This window comes from Rhizobium sp. NPDC090275 (assembly GCF_044772225.1).
In the GTDB taxonomy this organism is placed as follows: Bacteria; Pseudomonadota; Alphaproteobacteria; order Rhizobiales; family Rhizobiaceae; genus Rhizobium.
Genome location: NZ_JBIVYL010000005.1, coordinates 194,356 through 210,013 on the forward strand (window position 1 = coordinate 194,356; position 15,658 = coordinate 210,013).

Here is a 15,658-nt window from a genome sequence, read left to right on the forward strand (position 1 = left end):
CAAAGTAATGGCGCATGACCATTCACACAGATACCCGCCCGACCCTCAATCTCCTGCGTCTGCCCCATGGCGAAGGCATCGAGCTGCCCGCCTATGAAACCAAGGGCGCCGCCGGCATGGACCTGCGCGCCGCCGTAGACGACGGTGCACCGATGGTGCTTACATCAGGCAAGCGGGCGCTGGTGCCGACAGGGCTGATCTTCGAGATCCCCGAGGGTTTCGAAGGCCAGATCCGCCCGCGCTCCGGCCTCGCCTTCAAGAACGGCATCACCTGCCTCAACACACCGGGCACGATCGACAGCGATTATCGCGGCGAAGTGAAGGTGCTGCTTATCAATCTCGGCGAGGAGCCGTTCGAGATCACCCGCGGCATGCGGATCGCCCAGATGGTGATCGCGCCGGTGACGCAGGCGCGCGTCGCCGAGATCACCGAGGCGAGCACCACGGCGCGCGGCGCCGGCGGCTTCGGCTCCACGGGCGTGTGATGGAGAAGGCGACCGATAGCTCCGGCCTCACCTTCCGGCAGGACTATTTCGCCGACGACAAGGCCTGGGCGGCGCTGGTGTCGCTTCTCTCCGACACGTTCGGTATCGATCTCGACCCGCTGAAGCGTCTCGGCGGCGCCGACCCCACCAGCATGCCCTTCGGCTGGTTCGACGAGACAGGACTTCTCGCCGCCAATCTCTCGGCCTTCGCCATGCCTCTCGTGATCGAGGGACGCAAAATCAACGCCGCCGGCCTGCAATCGGGCGCCGTGCGTCCGCCATGGCGCGGGCGCGGGCTTTATCGCGACGTGACCAAAAAGGCGCTCGACTGGTGCGCGGTCCGGGGCTTCGAGGCGGTGGTGCTCTATACGGACAAGCCTGATCTCTACACGCCCCATGGTTTTCGCTCGCTGCCGATGCATCTTTATGCCGGCGCGGCGCCGGAGCCTGCGATGGCGGCCATGCCCGCGCGGACGCTCGACCCGTGGAAGCCCGAGGATCTTGCGCTGCTGCAGCGGGCGCTGCGGTCCCGCACACCGGTTTCCGACGCTCTCGCAGTCTGCGAGAGCGCGGCGATGTTCCTGATCAACACGCAGTTCGATCCGGATGTGCGGTTGAGCTGGCTGGAGGACCGGCAGGCGGTGATCGCCTGGAAAGTGGGGAATGACAACACATTCGTGCTGTCGGATGTGATTGCTTCGACCGTCCCGTCGCTCAGCGCCATCCTGGGTGGCCTCGGCATCGCGCCGCTAGGGGTCGAGGTTCTGTTTTCGCCCGACAAGCTCGGCTGGCAGGGCGAGGCGCGGCTGATCGACGGCGGCACGCATTTCATGATCCGCACCGATCTCCACATCAGTCTCGACCGGCCGGCGATGCTTTCGCCTATGGCGGATTTCTAGGCTAGGCTTTCAGCTTAGCGGCGGCAGGCGGCGCTTCACCGGCGAGGCCTTCACCATCGATGTGCTGGTCTCGGCCTTCTCCGCGACCTTGTCGAGGATCGTGTCCAGCTGCGCCATGGAACGGACGACGAGGCGGGCGACGAAGCAATCATCGCCGGTGACCTTGTCACATTCGACGAACTCCGGCGTCTCCCGGATGATCCGCTCCACCACATGCAGCTGCCCCGGCAGCGGCCGGACGCGGACGATCGCCTGCAGGGGATAGCCGAGTGCCGCGGGATCGATATCCACGGTGAAGGCGGAAATGACGCCGCGCTCTTCCAGCCGGCGCAGGCGTTCGCCGGCGCTGGGCGAAGAGAGACCCGCTGCCTGCGCAAGCTCCTTCAGCGACATTCGCGCATCGGCGGCCAGCGCCTGAAGAATGCGGCGGTCGATGTCGTCGAGATCATTGTTAGGTTGAACGCTCATTTCGCCTCACGATCAAAGGTGAAAGCCGCCATTCGGAGCCTCAAGATTATATAAATGGCGCGGGGACCGCAATATTCTCATTCTCAACAACGGGAGGCGGGAATGCAACAGGATATCCGCAGCGGCAGCATTGAGATGGCGGCGGCGATGCTGATTTCGGGGACGATCGGCTGGTTTGTCGTGATGTCAGGTCAGCCAGTGAGCGGCGTCGTCTTCTGGCGCTGCCTGTTCGGGGCGATCAGCCTGCTCGTCGTCTGCGCGGCGATGGGATTGCTGAAGCCCGGCACGATCGGGCTGCGTGCCTTTGCGATCGCGGTGTTCGGGGGTGTCGCCATCGTGCTCAACTGGCTGCTGCTCTTCGGCGCCTATGGGCATACGTCGATCTCGGTCGCGACCACCGTCTACAACACGCAGCCCTTCATGCTGCTCGGGCTAGGCGCCCTGTTTCTCGGCGACAGGATCACGGCGGCGAAGCTGTTCTGGCTGGTACTGGCATTCACAGGCATGATCGGGATCGTCGAGGGCAAACCGCAGGTGGCCGGCGCGGGCGGCGATTATGCCATCGGCATCGCCATGGCGCTGGGCGCAGCCTTCTTCTACGCGCTAGCGGCGCTGGCCGCGAAATGGCTGAAGGGCACGCCACCGCATCTGATCGCGCTGATCCAGGTTTCGACCGGCGTGGTGATGCTGGCGCCGATGACGGACTTTTCCGCCCTGCCCCATGACAGCGCGACATGGGCGCTGCTGGTGACGCTGGGCGTGGTGCATACGGGGCTGATGTATGTGCTGCTTTACGGCGCAATCCAGAAGCTGCCGATCCACCTGACCGGCGCGCTGTCCTTCCTCTACCCGATCGCGGCGATCGTCGTCGACCGGGTCGCCTTCGGCCATGCGCTGCAGCCGCTGCAGATCGCCGGCGCCGCCATCATTCTTCTGGCGGCGGCGGGCATGAACCTTGGCTGGACGCCCGCGCGGCTGAAAGGTGTGCTGCGGGGTGTCCGGACCTGAGCGATGGGCTCAATGATGGCGATTATTTCGCCTGGCGGGTGATCTCGAAGAGGAACCAGTGGCGGCGCTCGGCTTCGTCGATCCAGTTTTCGAGAAGGCTGGTCGTGGCGACGTCATTGTGTTCGGAGCAGACGTCGTGGGTCTCGCGCATCAGCGAGATCAGCTGGCGATTGTCATCACGCAGTTCGGCCAGCATGTCCTCCGGCGTCACATAGTCGGCGTCGTTATCGGCCAGGCGCTGCAGGCGGCCGATATGGCCGATGGAGCGCAGCGTCGTGCCGCCGATCTTGCGGGCGCGTTCGGCCATTTCATCGGTGATGGCGAAGATCTGCTCGGCATGCTCGTCCAGCAGCAGATGATAATCGCGGAAATGCGGGCCGGACATGTGCCAGTGGAAATTCTTGGTCTTGAGATAGAGCGCGAAGGTATCGGCCAGAAGCGCTGCCAGCGCGCCCGAGATATCCTGGATGGCGTTGCTCTTCAGATCGGTCGGGGTTGCGAGGGCCGCGGTCTTGCGCTTTTCGACGGGTGTCGACATGAAATTTTCTCCTTCGCCAGATCGGCGTGATACGGGTGCCGGAACGGGTTGCGTCCCCCATGTGGCCGACAATTCCGGCTCCGGCTACGGCCAGACATCCGCCACCAACCGAGAACTAGAACCGCGACCCGAGGCGTCAATAGCAGACGCCCGTGACAGAATGCCCGCGTCGGAAATCCGCCCCGTTGAGGCTACCCAACGGCCTGTTGAAACGGTCCTGCAAGAGGCGTAGAACACAGCCGATTGGGAGGCTCACATGTCGTTCACCGCACTCTTCGCCTATGCCGCGGCGCTGTTCATCGCCGCCGCCATTCCCGGCCCCGGCATCACCGCCATCGTTGCCCGCGCGCTAGGCTCGAACTTCCGCGAGACCTTCTTCATGGGCCTTGGGCTGGTGCTCGGCGACATGACTTATCTCACCGCCGTGATCCTCGGCCTCGCCTTCGTGGCGCAGACCTTCACCGAGGTGTTCATCGTCATCAAGATCCTCGGAGCGCTCTATCTCGGCTATATCGCCTACAAGCTGTGGACTGCGGGCCTGCTGCCGCAGGACATTGCGGCGAAGAAATCCAGCAATATCGGCATGAGCTTTCTTTCCGGCCTGCTGGTGACGCTCGGCAATCCGAAGACCATGCTGTTTTACGTGGCACTGGTGCCGACGCTGATCAGCATCGACAGCGTCGGGATGCGCGAATACGGCCTGCTGCTATTGACCACCTTCGTCGTGCTTCTGGTGGTGCTGATCCCCTATATGCTGCTGGCCTCGCGGGCGCGCACGTTGCTCAAACAGCCGCGCGCGCTGCAGGCGCTGAATCGGGTGGCGGCGAGCATTCTGGCGGGCACGGCGGCCTTCATCGCCACCCGCGCGGCCTGAAAAAATCATTCGGCAAACCGTGGTTCGCAAAGGGTTTTTTCTCTGAACCACAGGGGTGGCGGGTGAAGCTACTCTGGCCGACCACCGGCTTAGACCCTATTCTCACTCTATATTTCATCAAGGGAGCTTATCATGTCGAAGAAACCGGGCCGCGGCCGCATCTACTCCTCGATCACGGAAACGATCGGCGATACCCCGATCGTTCGACTGGACAAGCTCGCCAAGGAAAAGGGCGTGAAGGCCAACCTTCTGGCCAAGCTCGAATTCTTCAACCCGATCGCCTCGGTGAAGGACCGCATCGGCGTGGCGATGATCGAATCCTTGGAAGCGCAGGGCAAGATTTCGCCCGGCAAGACGACGCTGGTCGAGCCGACCTCGGGCAACACCGGCATCGCGCTCGCCTTCGCCGCCGCCGCCAAGGGCTACAAGCTGATCCTCACCATGCCCGAGACCATGTCTGTCGAGCGCCGCAAGATGCTGGCGCTGCTCGGCGCCGAACTGGTGCTGACCGAGGGCGCGAAGGGCATGAAGGGCGCGATCGCCAAGGCTGAGGAGCTGGCCGCGACGCTGCCCGACGCGATCATTCCGCAGCAGTTCGAAAACCCCGCCAACCCCGAGATCCACCGCAAGACGACGGCCGAGGAAATCTGGAACGACACGGATGGGACGGTCGATATTCTGGTGTCGGGCATCGGCACCGGCGGCACGATTACCGGCGCCGGCCAGGTGCTGAAGTCGAAGAAGCCGGAGATCAAGGTGATCGCCGTCGAGCCGGAGGAATCGCCGGTTCTCTCCGGTGGCCAGCCGGGACCGCACAAGATCCAGGGCATCGGCGCCGGCTTTGCGCCCGCCATCCTCGACACCCATATCTATGACGAGGTCGTCACCATCAACAGCGCGACCGCGCTCGAAACCGCCCGCCACGTCGCCCGCCTCGAAGGCGTGCCGGTCGGCATCTCCTCGGGTGCGGCCCTTGCCGCCGCGATCAAGATCGGCTCCCGCGAGGAAAACGCCGGCAAGAATATCGTGGTGATCATCCCGTCATTCGCCGAACGCTACCTCTCGACGGCGCTGTTCGAAGGCCTCGGCGGCTGAGGATAGGGCTGAAGCGTGTCGCGGTTCACAGCATCCGCACTTCCCGCTTCACTTCGCTATCAAGAGGGCGCTTCGGCGCCCTCTTTACTGTTTACGATCCCGCACCAACCTCCAACCGGACGCAAGCCACGCCATGCTGTTGATCGTCGGAACCATCCGCCTCCCCCATGAGAACCTCGCGCTCGCGCGCCCCGTGATGCAGCGCATGGTGGAGATGAGCCGCGCCGAAGACGGCTGCCTGGATTATTCCTACGCCGAGGACGTGCTCGAGCCCGGCCTCATTCACGTCACCGAACGCTGGCGCGACCAAGCCTCGCTCGACCGCCATTTTCAAACCGCGCACCTGAGCGACTGGCGCGCCGCATGGCCAGCACTCGGCATCCACGACCGCAAGCTCCAGAGCTACGAGGTCGGCGCAGCGCGCGAGACCTGAGGCACCGGACTGCTCCCCTCCGCCAAGCTAGCGACGGCGCTCCCACTGCGTCTCCGCTTTCGATCGCCCCCTCCCCCTCATGCCACCGCCGTCAGCCGCTCGCCCGCCATGCGGTAGGAGATCGCCTCGGCCAAATGGATACGGCCGACCATCTCCTGGCTATCGAGGTCGGCCAGCGTGCGGGCGACCTTGAGGACGCGGTGGTAGCCGCGGGCGGAAAACTTCATCTTTTCGGCGGCGTCGCGCAAAAGCTGCAGGCCGGATGCATCGGGGGCCGCATAGGTCTCGATCATCGCGGTGGAGCAGCGGGCATTGGTGCCGGTCTCGCCAAGGCCAACGGCGCGGAAGCGGTCTCGCTGCAGGTCACGGGCGCGGGCAACGCGGCGGGCGACGTCGGCGCTCTTTTCGGCCGGCGCCGGGCGGATCAGGTCGAAGGCGGAGACGGCGGGCACGTCAATCCTGATATCGATGCGATCCATCAGGGGGCCGGAAATGCGGGCCTGGTAATCCGCCATGCAGCGCGGGCCGCGCGCGCAGCTATGGCCCGGCTCACCCGCCATGCCGCAGCGACACGGGTTCATGGCCGCCACCAGCTGGATGGTGGCGGGATAGCTGACGCGGTGATTGGCGCGGGCGATGATGCACTCGCCGGTTTCCAGAGGCTGGCGCAGCGCATCCAGCGCCTGCGGCGAGAATTCCGGAAACTCGTCGAGGAAGAGCACGCCGTGATGGGCAAGCGACGCCTCCCCCGGACGCGCTCGGAAACCGCCGCCGACGAGGGCCGCCATGGTGGCGGAGTGATGCGGGGTGCGAAACGGTCGGCGGTCGGAGAGCTTGCCTCCGGAGAGCTGGCCGGCGATCGAATGGATCATCGAGACTTCAAGCAGTTCGGCGGCCGAAAGCGGCGGCAGGATCGATGGCAGACGGGCGGCGAGCATCGACTTGCCGGAACCGGGAGGTCCGACCATCAACAAATTATGGCCGCCGGCGGCCGCCACTTCCAGCGCCCGCTTGGCGCTCTCCTGGCCCTTGATATCGGCGAGATCGGGAAGATTGGCGGCGGTGGCGCGGATCGACGGCTCGGGGCGCGAGAGCACCTGGGTGCCGCGAAAATGGTTGGCGAGCGCGATCAGGCTGCGCGGCGCCAGGATGTCGAGCTCGGCGCCGGCCCAGGCGGCCTCAGGGCCGCTTTCGGCCGGGCAGATCAGGCCTTTCCCCATCGCGTTGGCGCCGATCGCGGCCGGCAGCGCGCCGTTGACGGCGGCGATCGTGCCGTCGAGATTGAGTTCGCCGATGACGACATAGCCCGAGAGCGCATCCGCCGGAATGGCGCCGAGGGCCGCCATCAGGCCGAGCGCGATGGGAAGGTCGAAGTGGCTACCTTCCTTGGGAAGATCGGCGGGGGCGAGGTTGACGGTGATGCGTTTGGCGGGGAGCGCCAGGCCGGAGGCATGGAGTGCCGCATGCACCCGCTCGCGGCTTTCGGCCACCGCCTTGTCGGGCAGGCCGACGATCTGGGTGATCAGCTTGCCGGGCGCGACCATGACCTGGACCTCCACCGGAACCCCTTCTATGCCCTGGAATGCAACCGTGCTGACGCGCGCCACCATGCCCAACCCCTTGGCCCAGATCCCCTGCGGTGCAACCCCTTGCACCTGAAATCGCGACCCATCATGGTCGCGGATTGCAATCTGGCATAGAAATTGGAATGAAACAAGAACAATAAATGAACAATTGCGCGCCATTGATGTGGGGCGGTTGTGGCGGGTTGTATGGGTGGAACAAAGGTGGGGAGAAAGAGGATCGCAACGGTGGTCTCGTCGCTTGGCCGACGGAGCCCGCGTGTGCAAGCTATCCATTCACGCCGAAGTCGTTGCGGCGTGCTTAGATGCTCGGGACGGGCCCGAGCATGACGGTGGAGGGTGCGGCGGCTGTCGCCTCTCAGAACGAGATGCTGGCGCTAAGCGATTGACGAGACGAGGCTTTCCTCACGCGCGGCGTCATCCTCGGGCTCGTCCCGAGGATCTAAACACGTGTCCACGGATGCAAGGGTGCAGATGGGTCTCGCTTGCAGCCACCATGGTGCAAGCTATCCACTCACGTCGAGCAAGTTGGTTGCTTAGCAGATCCTCGGGACGAGCCCGAGGATGACGGTAGAGAGTGGGGCCGCCGCGTTTACAATAGCTGGCGTTGCCGGCAATGGGTGGACGGGGACCTCAGGCGTCGCCGCCCGTCCCCTCGCCCACCTTACGCGCGCTTGCGCTCGATCGCATCCCACAGGAGGCTGGCGATGTCGGCGCCGCCGAATTTCTTGACTTCGCGGATGCCGGTGGGCGACGTGACGTTGATCTCGGTCATGTAGTCGCCGATGACGTCGATGCCGACGAGCAGGAAGCCGCGTTCACGCAGTGCCGGGCCGATGCGGGCGCAGATTTCCTTTTCGCGGGCGGTGAGCTCGGTCGCCTCGGCGCGGCCGCCGACGTGCATGTTGGAGCGGCTGTCGTGCTCGGCCGGAACGCGGTTGATGGCGCCGACGGGTTCGCCGTCGACGAGGATGATGCGCTTGTCGCCCTTGCGCACGTCAGGCAGATATTGCTGGGCGATGTAGGGTTCGCGGAAGAGCTGGCCGAACATTTCGAGCAGCGAGGAGAGGTTGCGGTCGTCCTTGGTCGAATGGAAGACGCCGGCGCCGCCATTGCCGTAGAGCGGCTTCAGGATGATATCGCCCATCTCGTCGCGGAAGCGGCGGATTTCGGCGGGATCCTTGGTGATCAGCGTCCGCGGCATCAGGTCGGAAAATTCGGTGACGAAGATCTTCTCCGGCGAATTGCGTACCCAGGCCGGGTCGTTGACGACGAGCGTCTTCGGGTGGATGCGCTCCAAGAGATGCGTCGAGGTGATGTAGGACATGTCGAAGGGCGGGTCCTGGCGGAGCAGGATCACATCCATGGTCGACAGGTCGACGCGCTCGGGCGCGCCGAGATCGAAATGGTCGCCCTTGATGTCGCGCAGCGTCATCGGCTCGACGGAGGCGTAGAGCTTGCCGTCGAGGAAGCTCAGGCGGTCGGGCGTATAGTGGAAGAGCTTGTAGCCGCGGGTCTGCGCCTCGAGGCTCATGGCGAAGGTGGAGTCGCCCGCGATGTTGATGGAGGCGACATGGTCCATCTGGACCGCTACGTTCTTGATCTTGGCCATTTCTGTCCCTTAGCGATTGCCGGACAGATGTAGGCCGCGGAGGGCGCGAACGCAACGGTCAGTGGACGGCTTTTGTGCGGTGCGCCGGCGCAATTGGCCGGCGTTCCCATCAGGCTTCAACTCAAGCCGTGTTTCAGGCCGCGATGCCCTGCTGGCCGCTGCCGCGCAGCAGGTTGCGCAGGCGATAGGCGAGCGCCACCGGCTTCGGGAAAGGCTTGCGCAGGAAGGCGACCTTGCGGACGTAATCGTCGACGCGCCAGCTGGCCCAGGTGCCGCCGGCGAAGAAGGCGACGTCGCCGGCGCGCAGCACGCGCTCGGTGCCGTCGTCGGCGGTGATGTGAACCTCGCCCTCGAGGATCATCACCGTTTCGTCCCAGCCGAAGAACCAGCGGAACTCGCCGGCCGTGCAGTCCCAGATCGCCGTCAGCGCCGCGTCGTCGTGTCCGCGCGAGTGCTCGCCGGTGCGCGCCTGCGGGTCACCGGCGACAATCCAGTCGGGATTGATCGGCGTCGATTTCATGGCGATGAGATCGCTCGAATGCGCGACGAAGGACTTGCCGCGCGGAAATGCCACGATGTCGGGCATGGAGCGGGCGGCCAAGGCCATCGCGCTCGCGAACATAAGATGCAGTGATGCCACCAGAACCCCCTGAGTACACTATCCCCTAGAGTGGGAGATATCAGGGAGTCCTGACGGAGCCGTTCAGACATTCGCTAAAGTTGTAACGAGTGTCACGATAATGCACGCCCGCCAAAGCGCGGGCGCTGTCTTCAAGCGGGCTGGGCAGCCATGGCCGGCGTGGACGCGCCATCGGTGTCGGCGGCGGCAATGCGCTTGCCTGTGTCGGCCGCGAAGAAGTGCAGCTTTTCGGGCGCAATGGTCAGGCGCAGTTCGGCGGGAATGTCGATATCCGGCGCCAGCACCGCGGTGATCGGCTGATCGCCGAGCAGGCCGTGGACCAGCCGCTGGGCGCCGAGTTCCTCCACATACTCAACGCTGACCGGCATGGCGTGCTGGTCGGGACCGGCAAGGCACAAGTCCTCGGCGCGGATGCCGACGGTGACGGCCCCCGAGGTCGGAGCGCAGCCGGAAAGGTCGATGAGGCTCGGCCCGAGCGCCAGCTTGTCGCCGTGCAGCTCGCCCTTCAGGAGGTTCATGGCCGGAGAGCCGATGAAGGAGGCGACGAAGGTGGAGGCCGGGCGGTGGTAGACATCGAGCGGCGAACCGACCTGCTCGATCTTGCCGCCGTTCAAGACGACCAGACGATCGGCGAGCGTCATCGCTTCCAGCTGGTCGTGGGTGACGTAGATGGAGGTGGTGCCGAGGCGGCGCTGCAGGCGCTTGATCTCGCCGCGCATGGAAACGCGCAACTTGGCATCGAGGTTGGACAGCGGCTCGTCGAAGAGGAAGACGGCCGGCTTGCGGACGATGGCGCGGCCCATGGCGACGCGCTGGCGCTGGCCGCCGGATAGTGCCTTCGGCTTGCGCTCGAGATACTGGTTGATCTCCAGCATGCGGGCGGCCTCGGCCACGCGCGCATCGATCTCGGCCTTCGGCGTCTTGCGGTTCTTCAGGCCGTATTCCAGGTTCTGGCGCACGCTCATATGCGGATAGAGCGCGTAGTTCTGGAAGACCATGGCGATGTCACGATCGGCGGGCTCGACATTGTTGACGACGCGCGCACCGATCTTCACCTCTCCTTCGGAGATTGTCTCGAGGCCGGCGATCATGCGCAGCAGGGTCGACTTGCCGCAGCCGGAGGGGCCGACGAGCACGATGAACTCGCCATCGGCAATCTTGAGTTCGATGCCGGAAACGGCGCGAACGCCGCCGTGATAGATCTTGCCGACATTATCGACGTCGATGGAGGCCATTGTTACTTCTCCGTCTCAACCAGGCCTTTGACGAAAAGGCGCTGCATGAAAATGATGACCAGAACCGGCGGCAGGGCCGCGAGGATGACGCCTGCCATCACCAGGTTCCATTGTGTATCGCCATCCAGCACCGCGGCCAGGCGCTTGATGCCCATGACGACGGTGTAGTAGCCGGGTTCGGTGGTGATCAGCATCGGCCAGAGATACTGGTTCCAGCCGTAGATGAACATGATGATGAAGAGCGCCGCGATATTGGTGCGCGACAGCGGCAGCAGGATATCCCAGAAGAACTTCATCGGGCCGGCGCCATCGACGCGCGCCGCTTCCATCATCTCTTCGGGAACCGTCAGGAAGAACTGCCGGAACAGGAAGGTGGCGGTGGCCGACGCGATGACGGGAATGACGAGGCCGGAATAGGAGTTCAGCATGCCGAGATCGGCGACGACCTTGTAGGTCGGCAGGATGCGCACCTCGATGGGGAGCATCAGCGTCATGAAGATGATCCAGAAGGCGACGGTGCGGAAGGGAAAGCGGAAATAGACGATGGCGAAGGCCGAGATGATCGAAATGGCGATCTTGCCGATCGCCACCAAAATGGCCATCGCCAGGCTGTTGCCGAGCATCAGGAGGAACGGCGGTGCGCCGGCGTTGGACGCACCGGTGCCGAGCAGCACGCCGTAGTTCTCCAGCATCTGGTGGCCCGGCGTCATCGGCACCACGCCGGTCAAGAAGTCCGAGGGACCGCGCGTCGAGGCGATGAAGGCGAGGTAGACGGGAAACACCACCATGCCGATGCCGATGATCAGCACGAAGTGGGTGAGGAAATTGAGGAAGGGACGGTTCTCGACCATGGCTGGCTCTCGCTTCAATACTGCACTTTGCGCTCGATCCAGCGGAACTGGACGACGGTCAGGACGACCACGATCAGCATCAGCACGACCGACTGCGCGGCCGACGGGCCGAGATTGAGACCGACGAAACCATCGGCATAGACCTTGTAGACAAGGATGTTGGTCGATTGCGACGGACCGCCAGAGGTGGCCGCGTCGATGATCGGGAAAGTGTCGAACATCGCGTAGGTGGTGTTGATGACAGCCAGGAAGAAGGTGGTCGGCGACAGCAGCGGGAAGACCACCGTCCAGAAGCGCTTGATGGGACCGGCGCCATCGATCGCGGCGGCTTCGGTCAGCGAATGCGGGACCGACTGCAGGCCGGCGACGAAGAACAGGAAATTGTAGGAGATCTGCTTCCAGGCGGCGGCGATGATGATCAGGATCATCGCGTTGTTCGGGTTCAGGCGGTGGTTCCAGCTGTAGCCGAAATGTTCCAGCACATAGGGAATGATGCCGACGCTGGGGTTGAACATGAACCACCAGAGCAGGCCGGATGCGGCCGGCGCCACGGCATAGGGCCAGACCAGAAGCGTCGTATAGAAGCGCTGCGAGCGGATCACGCGGTTGACGCAGATCGCGAAGAGCAGCGACAGCCCCATCGACAGCACGGTGACACCGATCGAGAAGACGAAGGTGACGGTCAGCGAATTCAGATAATCCGGATCTTGCAGCAAGCGCGTGTAGTTCGCCAAACCGACGAAGGTGTCCTTCAGACCGAAGGGATCCTGGCGCAGGAAGGACTGCCATACGGCCTGAACCGCCGGCCACACGAAGAAAACGATCGTGATGAGCAGCTGCGGTGCGATCAGGAGATAAGGCAGGAGACGGCTTTGGAAGACGGTGCGTTTGGTTTGCATGCATGACCCCTCAAGGAAAATGCCCTCCCCGGACGGACCGGAGAGGGCTGACGGAGGGAGAGACCCTTAGTTGGAATTCGCGGCTTCGAATTCGCGCAGCTTGGCATTGCCCTGCTTTGCGGCTTCGTCGAGCGCTTCCTGACCGGTCTTCTTGCCGTTGAGAACGGCTTCGAACTGCTGGTCGATAACGTCGCGGATCTGCGTCAGGTTGCCGAAGCGAACACCCTTGGAGTTCTCGGAAGGCGTGCCGCGCATGATCTGCTTGATGGCGATGTCAGAACCGGCGTTCTTTTCGTAGTAGCCCTGCTTCTGACCAAGCTCGTAGGCAGCGTTGGTGATCGGCAGGTAGCCGGTGAACTGGTGCCAATCGGCCTGGACTTCAGGCTGCGACAGGTAGGTGAAGAACTTGGCGGCGCCCTTGTAGACAGCCTTGTCCTTCTGACCGTTCAGAACCCACAGCGTTGCGCCGCCGATGATCGAGTTCTTCGGATCCTGGGTGACCGTGTCGTCGTAAGGCATCGGTGCGAAGCCGACCTTGAAGTCCTTGGCGTTGTTGATGACGCCGGCGCGCGAAGCGGACGAGTTCATGTAGGCTGCGCACTGCTGCGAGTAGAAGAGCGGAGCAGCGTCGGCACCGGCGCTCGGGCCACCGTACTTGTAGACGCCTTCATCCTGCCAGGTCTTCAGGTGATCCCAGAACTTGGCCTGGTTCGGACCGTTGAAGGTGAACTCGGCGTTCATGCCGCCGAAGCCGTTCTGCTGGGTACCGTAAGGCAGGTTCTGGATGGCGGAGTAGTTTTCCAGGCCAACCCAGGTCGCGCCGTAGGACATGGTGAAGCCGCACTTGGCAGCGCCGGAGGAGACGATCTTCTTGCCCATTTCGGCAAGCTCGGCCCAGGTCTTCGGCGCGACTTCAGGATCGAGGCCGGCCTTCTTGAAGACGTCCTTGTTGTAGTAGAGGATCGGGGTCGACGAGTTGAACGGCATCGACAGGATGTTGCCCTCAGCGTCGGAGTAGTAGCCGACGACCGGCGCCAGGAACTTCGACGGATCCCAAGGCTCACCCTCGTCCTTCATCAGCTGGTAGACCGGGTAGACGGCGCCCTTGGCGGCCATCATCGTGCCGGTGCCGACTTCGAAAACCTGAACGATGGCGGGCTGCTGGCCGGCGCGGAAAGCGGCGATAGCGGCCGTCAGCGTCTCGGGATAGGTGCCCTTGTAGACAGGAACGATCTTGTATTCGCTCTGGCTGTCGTTGAACTTCTGGGCAACTTCCTCGAGCTTCTTGCCAAGCTCGCCACCCATGGCGTGCCACCAGGTCACTTCGGTTGCAGCGAAGGACGCGGAAGCGGACAAAGCAACCGCAGCAGCGGCCAATGAAATCGACTTAAACATGAAAAACCCTCTCCACCGTTGTTGGCGTGAGGACGCAATAGAGGCCTATTGTGACACCTCCTTAACGCTTTCATGACAGGCCGATTACAAATTCCGAAAATGTTAACCGACTAACGAAAGCAATCAGAACGCATCGCGCAAATGGACGGGCCATCGCCCCGGCAAGATGGCGACGATGTCGTAGCGTTGAGACAGGCGGGCTTGGTCGCGCTGGCGGGCAAGCCAGAGATCGCTGGCGCCACGGATGCGGGTTTGCGCGAGATGCGAGACGGCATCGACGGCCGCGCCTTGGTCGCGACGCGCCTTCACCTCGACGAACACGGCCAGATCGCCCTTGCGGGCAATGATGTCGATCTCGCCGAGCCGCGTGCGATAGCGCAGCGCGACGATGCGGTAGCCTTTGAGAATGAGGTAGAAAGCGGCGATGTATTCGGAGACATGGCCCCGACGCAGTGCCTTGCGGCGAAGACCCTTTTGATGCGGGTCCGTGGCGTCGTTACCTGACATCGCCCGCCTTTCTGTCGAGAAGGCGCTGATAGAGTTCCTTGCGGGGGAGACCGGTGATGCGGGCGGCCTCGGCGGCGGCCTTGGCGGTCGGAAGCGTTTGCGAGAGGTCGGCGAGGATGGCGTCGATATCCGTCTCCTCGATGGCGCGCTCCGGCGCCGGGCCGATGACGAGGACGATCTCGCCTTTGACGTTGTCGACATCGGCATAGTGAGCGGCGAGCTCGGCGAGCGTGCCCCGGCGGAACTCCTCGTAGCTCTTGGTCAGCTCGCGGCAGACGGAAGCCGGGCGATCGCCGCCGAGAACGTCGGCGGCGGCAATGAGCGTGGCGCCGATGCGGTGCGGGGATTCGAAGAACATCAGCGTCGCCGGCGTGGCGGCGAATTCGGACAGGCGGTCGCGGCGAGCCTTGTCTTTCGTCGGCAGGAAACCGGCAAAGAGGAAGGCATCGTTCGGAAGGCCGGAGCCGACAAGGGCTGCCAGCGGCGCCGAGGCGCCTGGGATCGGGATCACCCGATAGCCGGCTTCGATCGCCGATTGCGCGAGGCGGTAGCCGGGGTCGGAGACCAGCGGCGTGCCGGCATCGGAGACCAGCGCCACGGACTTGCCCGCTTCGAGCGCGGCAAGCAGCCGGGGACCAGCTTCGTCGGCATTGTGCTCATGATAGGCGTAGGGGCGGTTCTGGATGCCATAGCGATCGAGCAGCACGCGGGTGACGCGGGTATCCTCGCAGGCGAGCACATCGGCGCCGGCCAGCGTTTCCAGCGCACGCAGCGTTATGTCGCCGAGATTGCCGATCGGCGTCGCGACGAGGTAGAGGCCGGGCTCCTGCGGGCGGGCGGGAACGGCCATGTTGTGCAGGCGGAAGCTGCGCTGCCTGCCGCCCTCTGTCGTCGTCTCGTCATTGCTCAAGATATGTCTGCCCTTTCTGGCTTCCGGCCTTTATGGGCGACACCCATCTCTTCGGCAAGGGGCAGGACTTCGCCGGTAACGGTGATTTCTGTGAGCATCCGCAGCGAAAATGGCAATTGCAGAGGCAGCGACCTTTGCGCCTCTTGCATTCGTCCGCAAAATTCTGCCATTTTGCGCGTCCAATCCTCCGATCCCAGCTTTTGGGAAAGGCATTATTCAGGCGTGT

18 protein-coding genes are annotated in these 15,658 nt (G+C 63.8%); 6 read left to right on the forward strand and 12 right to left on the reverse strand.

Features of this window, described 5'->3' with window-relative positions:
• The first annotated feature begins 14 nt into the window (after positions 1 to 14).
• Positions 15 to 485 carry a dUTP diphosphatase gene (gene dut, locus ACIQUB_RS14770; RefSeq protein WP_113235942.1) on the forward strand — a complete coding sequence of 157 codons (471 nt, stop codon included), beginning with the start codon at positions 15 to 17 and terminating at the stop codon, positions 483 to 485.
• Positions 485 to 1,384, forward strand: coding sequence for a GNAT family N-acetyltransferase (locus tag ACIQUB_RS14775; RefSeq protein WP_113235941.1), 900 nt, complete (start codon positions 485 to 487; stop codon positions 1,382 to 1,384). The genes dut and ACIQUB_RS14775 overlap by 1 nt, the downstream gene beginning before the upstream one ends.
• Positions 1,385 to 1,393: 9 nt before the next feature.
• Here the strand turns inward: ACIQUB_RS14775 and ACIQUB_RS14780 are convergent, their stop codons facing one another.
• Positions 1,394 to 1,852, reverse strand: coding sequence for an Lrp/AsnC family transcriptional regulator (locus ACIQUB_RS14780; protein WP_113235940.1), 459 nt, complete (start codon positions 1,850 to 1,852; stop codon positions 1,394 to 1,396).
• A 102-nt stretch (positions 1,853 to 1,954) separates the two neighbouring features.
• Between ACIQUB_RS14780 and ACIQUB_RS14785 the strand changes: the two genes are divergently transcribed.
• The gene (locus tag ACIQUB_RS14785; protein ID WP_113235939.1) at positions 1,955 to 2,860 is read left to right on the forward strand and encodes a DMT family transporter; all 906 of its coding nucleotides are present in this window, start codon (positions 1,955 to 1,957) and stop codon (positions 2,858 to 2,860) included.
• A 22-nt stretch (positions 2,861 to 2,882) separates the two neighbouring features.
• Here the strand turns inward: ACIQUB_RS14785 and ACIQUB_RS14790 are convergent, their stop codons facing one another.
• Positions 2,883 to 3,398 (reverse strand): Dps family protein, encoded by a 516-nt coding sequence (locus tag ACIQUB_RS14790; RefSeq protein WP_018902719.1) that lies wholly within the window; start codon positions 3,396 to 3,398, stop codon positions 2,883 to 2,885.
• A 256-nt stretch (positions 3,399 to 3,654) separates the two neighbouring features.
• Here ACIQUB_RS14790 and ACIQUB_RS14795 point away from each other — a divergent pair, with 256 nt between their 5' ends.
• From ACIQUB_RS14795 to ACIQUB_RS14805, 3 genes are all read left to right on the forward strand, one after another.
• The gene (locus ACIQUB_RS14795; RefSeq protein ID WP_047506924.1) at positions 3,655 to 4,272 is read left to right on the forward strand and encodes a LysE family translocator; all 618 of its coding nucleotides are present in this window, start codon (positions 3,655 to 3,657) and stop codon (positions 4,270 to 4,272) included.
• A 132-nt stretch (positions 4,273 to 4,404) separates the two neighbouring features.
• Positions 4,405 to 5,367, forward strand: coding sequence for a cysteine synthase A (cysK, locus tag ACIQUB_RS14800; RefSeq protein WP_112987792.1), 963 nt, complete (start codon positions 4,405 to 4,407; stop codon positions 5,365 to 5,367).
• Positions 5,368 to 5,500: 133 nt separating this feature from the next.
• Entirely contained in the window at positions 5,501 to 5,800 is a 300-nt protein-coding gene (locus ACIQUB_RS14805; protein ID WP_113235938.1) for a putative quinol monooxygenase, read from the forward strand.
• 77 nt (positions 5,801 to 5,877) lie between these two features.
• On the opposite strand, the gene ACIQUB_RS14810 is transcribed toward ACIQUB_RS14805, so the two are convergent.
• The 10 genes from ACIQUB_RS14810 to ACIQUB_RS14855 all read right to left on the reverse strand — a co-directional run bounded on the left by ACIQUB_RS14810 (position 5,878) and on the right by ACIQUB_RS14855 (position 15,602).
• A complete protein-coding gene (locus ACIQUB_RS14810; RefSeq protein WP_113235937.1) occupies positions 5,878 to 7,410 on the reverse strand; it encodes a YifB family Mg chelatase-like AAA ATPase in 1,533 nt (510 codons plus the stop codon).
• Between the two features lie 637 nt (positions 7,411 to 8,047).
• The gene (gene gshB, locus ACIQUB_RS14815) at positions 8,048 to 8,995 is read right to left on the reverse strand and encodes a glutathione synthase (protein WP_018899338.1); all 948 of its coding nucleotides are present in this window, start codon (positions 8,993 to 8,995) and stop codon (positions 8,048 to 8,050) included.
• A 133-nt stretch (positions 8,996 to 9,128) separates the two neighbouring features.
• The gene (locus tag ACIQUB_RS14820; RefSeq protein WP_112981616.1) at positions 9,129 to 9,617 is read right to left on the reverse strand and encodes a cupin domain-containing protein; all 489 of its coding nucleotides are present in this window, start codon (positions 9,615 to 9,617) and stop codon (positions 9,129 to 9,131) included.
• 149 nt (positions 9,618 to 9,766) lie between these two features.
• The gene (locus tag ACIQUB_RS14825) at positions 9,767 to 10,870 is read right to left on the reverse strand and encodes a sn-glycerol-3-phosphate import ATP-binding protein UgpC (protein ID WP_402930432.1); all 1,104 of its coding nucleotides are present in this window, start codon (positions 10,868 to 10,870) and stop codon (positions 9,767 to 9,769) included.
• Between the two features lie 2 nt (positions 10,871 to 10,872).
• Complete coding sequence (gene ugpE / locus ACIQUB_RS14830; RefSeq protein WP_018899335.1) at positions 10,873 to 11,721, reverse strand: sn-glycerol-3-phosphate ABC transporter permease UgpE; 849 nt, start codon at positions 11,719 to 11,721, stop codon at positions 10,873 to 10,875.
• Between the two features lie 14 nt (positions 11,722 to 11,735).
• Positions 11,736 to 12,620: a sn-glycerol-3-phosphate ABC transporter permease UgpA gene (gene ugpA / locus ACIQUB_RS14835; RefSeq protein ID WP_113235935.1), complete on the reverse strand. Its 885-nt coding sequence runs from the start codon at positions 12,618 to 12,620 to the stop codon at positions 11,736 to 11,738.
• 66 nt (positions 12,621 to 12,686) lie between these two features.
• Complete coding sequence (ugpB, locus tag ACIQUB_RS14840) at positions 12,687 to 14,015, reverse strand: sn-glycerol-3-phosphate ABC transporter substrate-binding protein UgpB (protein ID WP_112981618.1); 1,329 nt, start codon at positions 14,013 to 14,015, stop codon at positions 12,687 to 12,689.
• A gap of 123 nt (positions 14,016 to 14,138) precedes the next feature.
• Positions 14,139 to 14,522, reverse strand: coding sequence for a YraN family protein (locus ACIQUB_RS14845; RefSeq protein WP_113235934.1), 384 nt, complete (start codon positions 14,520 to 14,522; stop codon positions 14,139 to 14,141).
• A complete protein-coding gene (rsmI, locus tag ACIQUB_RS14850; protein ID WP_051110797.1) occupies positions 14,512 to 15,372 on the reverse strand; it encodes a 16S rRNA (cytidine(1402)-2'-O)-methyltransferase in 861 nt (286 codons plus the stop codon). Before rsmI ends, ACIQUB_RS14845 begins: the two co-directional genes overlap by 11 nt.
• Positions 15,373 to 15,428: 56 nt before the next feature.
• Positions 15,429 to 15,602 carry a hypothetical protein gene (locus ACIQUB_RS14855; RefSeq protein WP_402930437.1) on the reverse strand — a complete coding sequence of 58 codons (174 nt, stop codon included), beginning with the start codon at positions 15,600 to 15,602 and terminating at the stop codon, positions 15,429 to 15,431.
• Between the last annotated feature and the right edge of the window lie 56 nt (positions 15,603 to 15,658).

What these genes read in the sequence shown, in the direction of transcription:
- dut (WP_113235942.1), top strand. Translation starts at nt 15, where the DNA reads ATGACCATTCACACAGATACCCGCCCGACCCTCAATCTCCTGCGTCTG.
- ACIQUB_RS14775 (WP_113235941.1), top strand. Translation starts at nt 485, where the DNA reads ATGGAGAAGGCGACCGATAGCTCCGGCCTCACCTTCCGGCAGGACTAT.
- ACIQUB_RS14780 (WP_113235940.1), bottom strand. Translation starts at nt 1,852, where the DNA reads ATGAGCGTTCAACCTAACAATGATCTCGACGACATCGACCGCCGCATT.
- ACIQUB_RS14785 (WP_113235939.1), top strand. Translation starts at nt 1,955, where the DNA reads ATGCAACAGGATATCCGCAGCGGCAGCATTGAGATGGCGGCGGCGATG.
- ACIQUB_RS14790 (WP_018902719.1), bottom strand. Translation starts at nt 3,398, where the DNA reads ATGTCGACACCCGTCGAAAAGCGCAAGACCGCGGCCCTCGCAACCCCG.
- ACIQUB_RS14795 (WP_047506924.1), top strand. Translation starts at nt 3,655, where the DNA reads ATGTCGTTCACCGCACTCTTCGCCTATGCCGCGGCGCTGTTCATCGCC.
- cysK (WP_112987792.1), top strand. Translation starts at nt 4,405, where the DNA reads ATGTCGAAGAAACCGGGCCGCGGCCGCATCTACTCCTCGATCACGGAA.
- ACIQUB_RS14805 (WP_113235938.1), top strand. Translation starts at nt 5,501, where the DNA reads ATGCTGTTGATCGTCGGAACCATCCGCCTCCCCCATGAGAACCTCGCG.
- ACIQUB_RS14810 (WP_113235937.1), bottom strand. Translation starts at nt 7,410, where the DNA reads ATGGTGGCGCGCGTCAGCACGGTTGCATTCCAGGGCATAGAAGGGGTT.
- gshB (WP_018899338.1), bottom strand. Translation starts at nt 8,995, where the DNA reads ATGGCCAAGATCAAGAACGTAGCGGTCCAGATGGACCATGTCGCCTCC.
- ACIQUB_RS14820 (WP_112981616.1), bottom strand. Translation starts at nt 9,617, where the DNA reads ATGTTCGCGAGCGCGATGGCCTTGGCCGCCCGCTCCATGCCCGACATC.
- ACIQUB_RS14825 (WP_402930432.1), bottom strand. Translation starts at nt 10,870, where the DNA reads ATGGCCTCCATCGACGTCGATAATGTCGGCAAGATCTATCACGGCGGC.
- ugpE (WP_018899335.1), bottom strand. Translation starts at nt 11,721, where the DNA reads ATGGTCGAGAACCGTCCCTTCCTCAATTTCCTCACCCACTTCGTGCTG.
- ugpA (WP_113235935.1), bottom strand. Translation starts at nt 12,620, where the DNA reads ATGCAAACCAAACGCACCGTCTTCCAAAGCCGTCTCCTGCCTTATCTC.
- ugpB (WP_112981618.1), bottom strand. Translation starts at nt 14,015, where the DNA reads ATGTTTAAGTCGATTTCATTGGCCGCTGCTGCGGTTGCTTTGTCCGCT.
- ACIQUB_RS14845 (WP_113235934.1), bottom strand. Translation starts at nt 14,522, where the DNA reads ATGTCAGGTAACGACGCCACGGACCCGCATCAAAAGGGTCTTCGCCGC.
- rsmI (WP_051110797.1), bottom strand. Translation starts at nt 15,372, where the DNA reads ATGGCCGTTCCCGCCCGCCCGCAGGAGCCCGGCCTCTACCTCGTCGCG.
- ACIQUB_RS14855 (WP_402930437.1), bottom strand. Translation starts at nt 15,602, where the DNA reads ATGGCAGAATTTTGCGGACGAATGCAAGAGGCGCAAAGGTCGCTGCCT.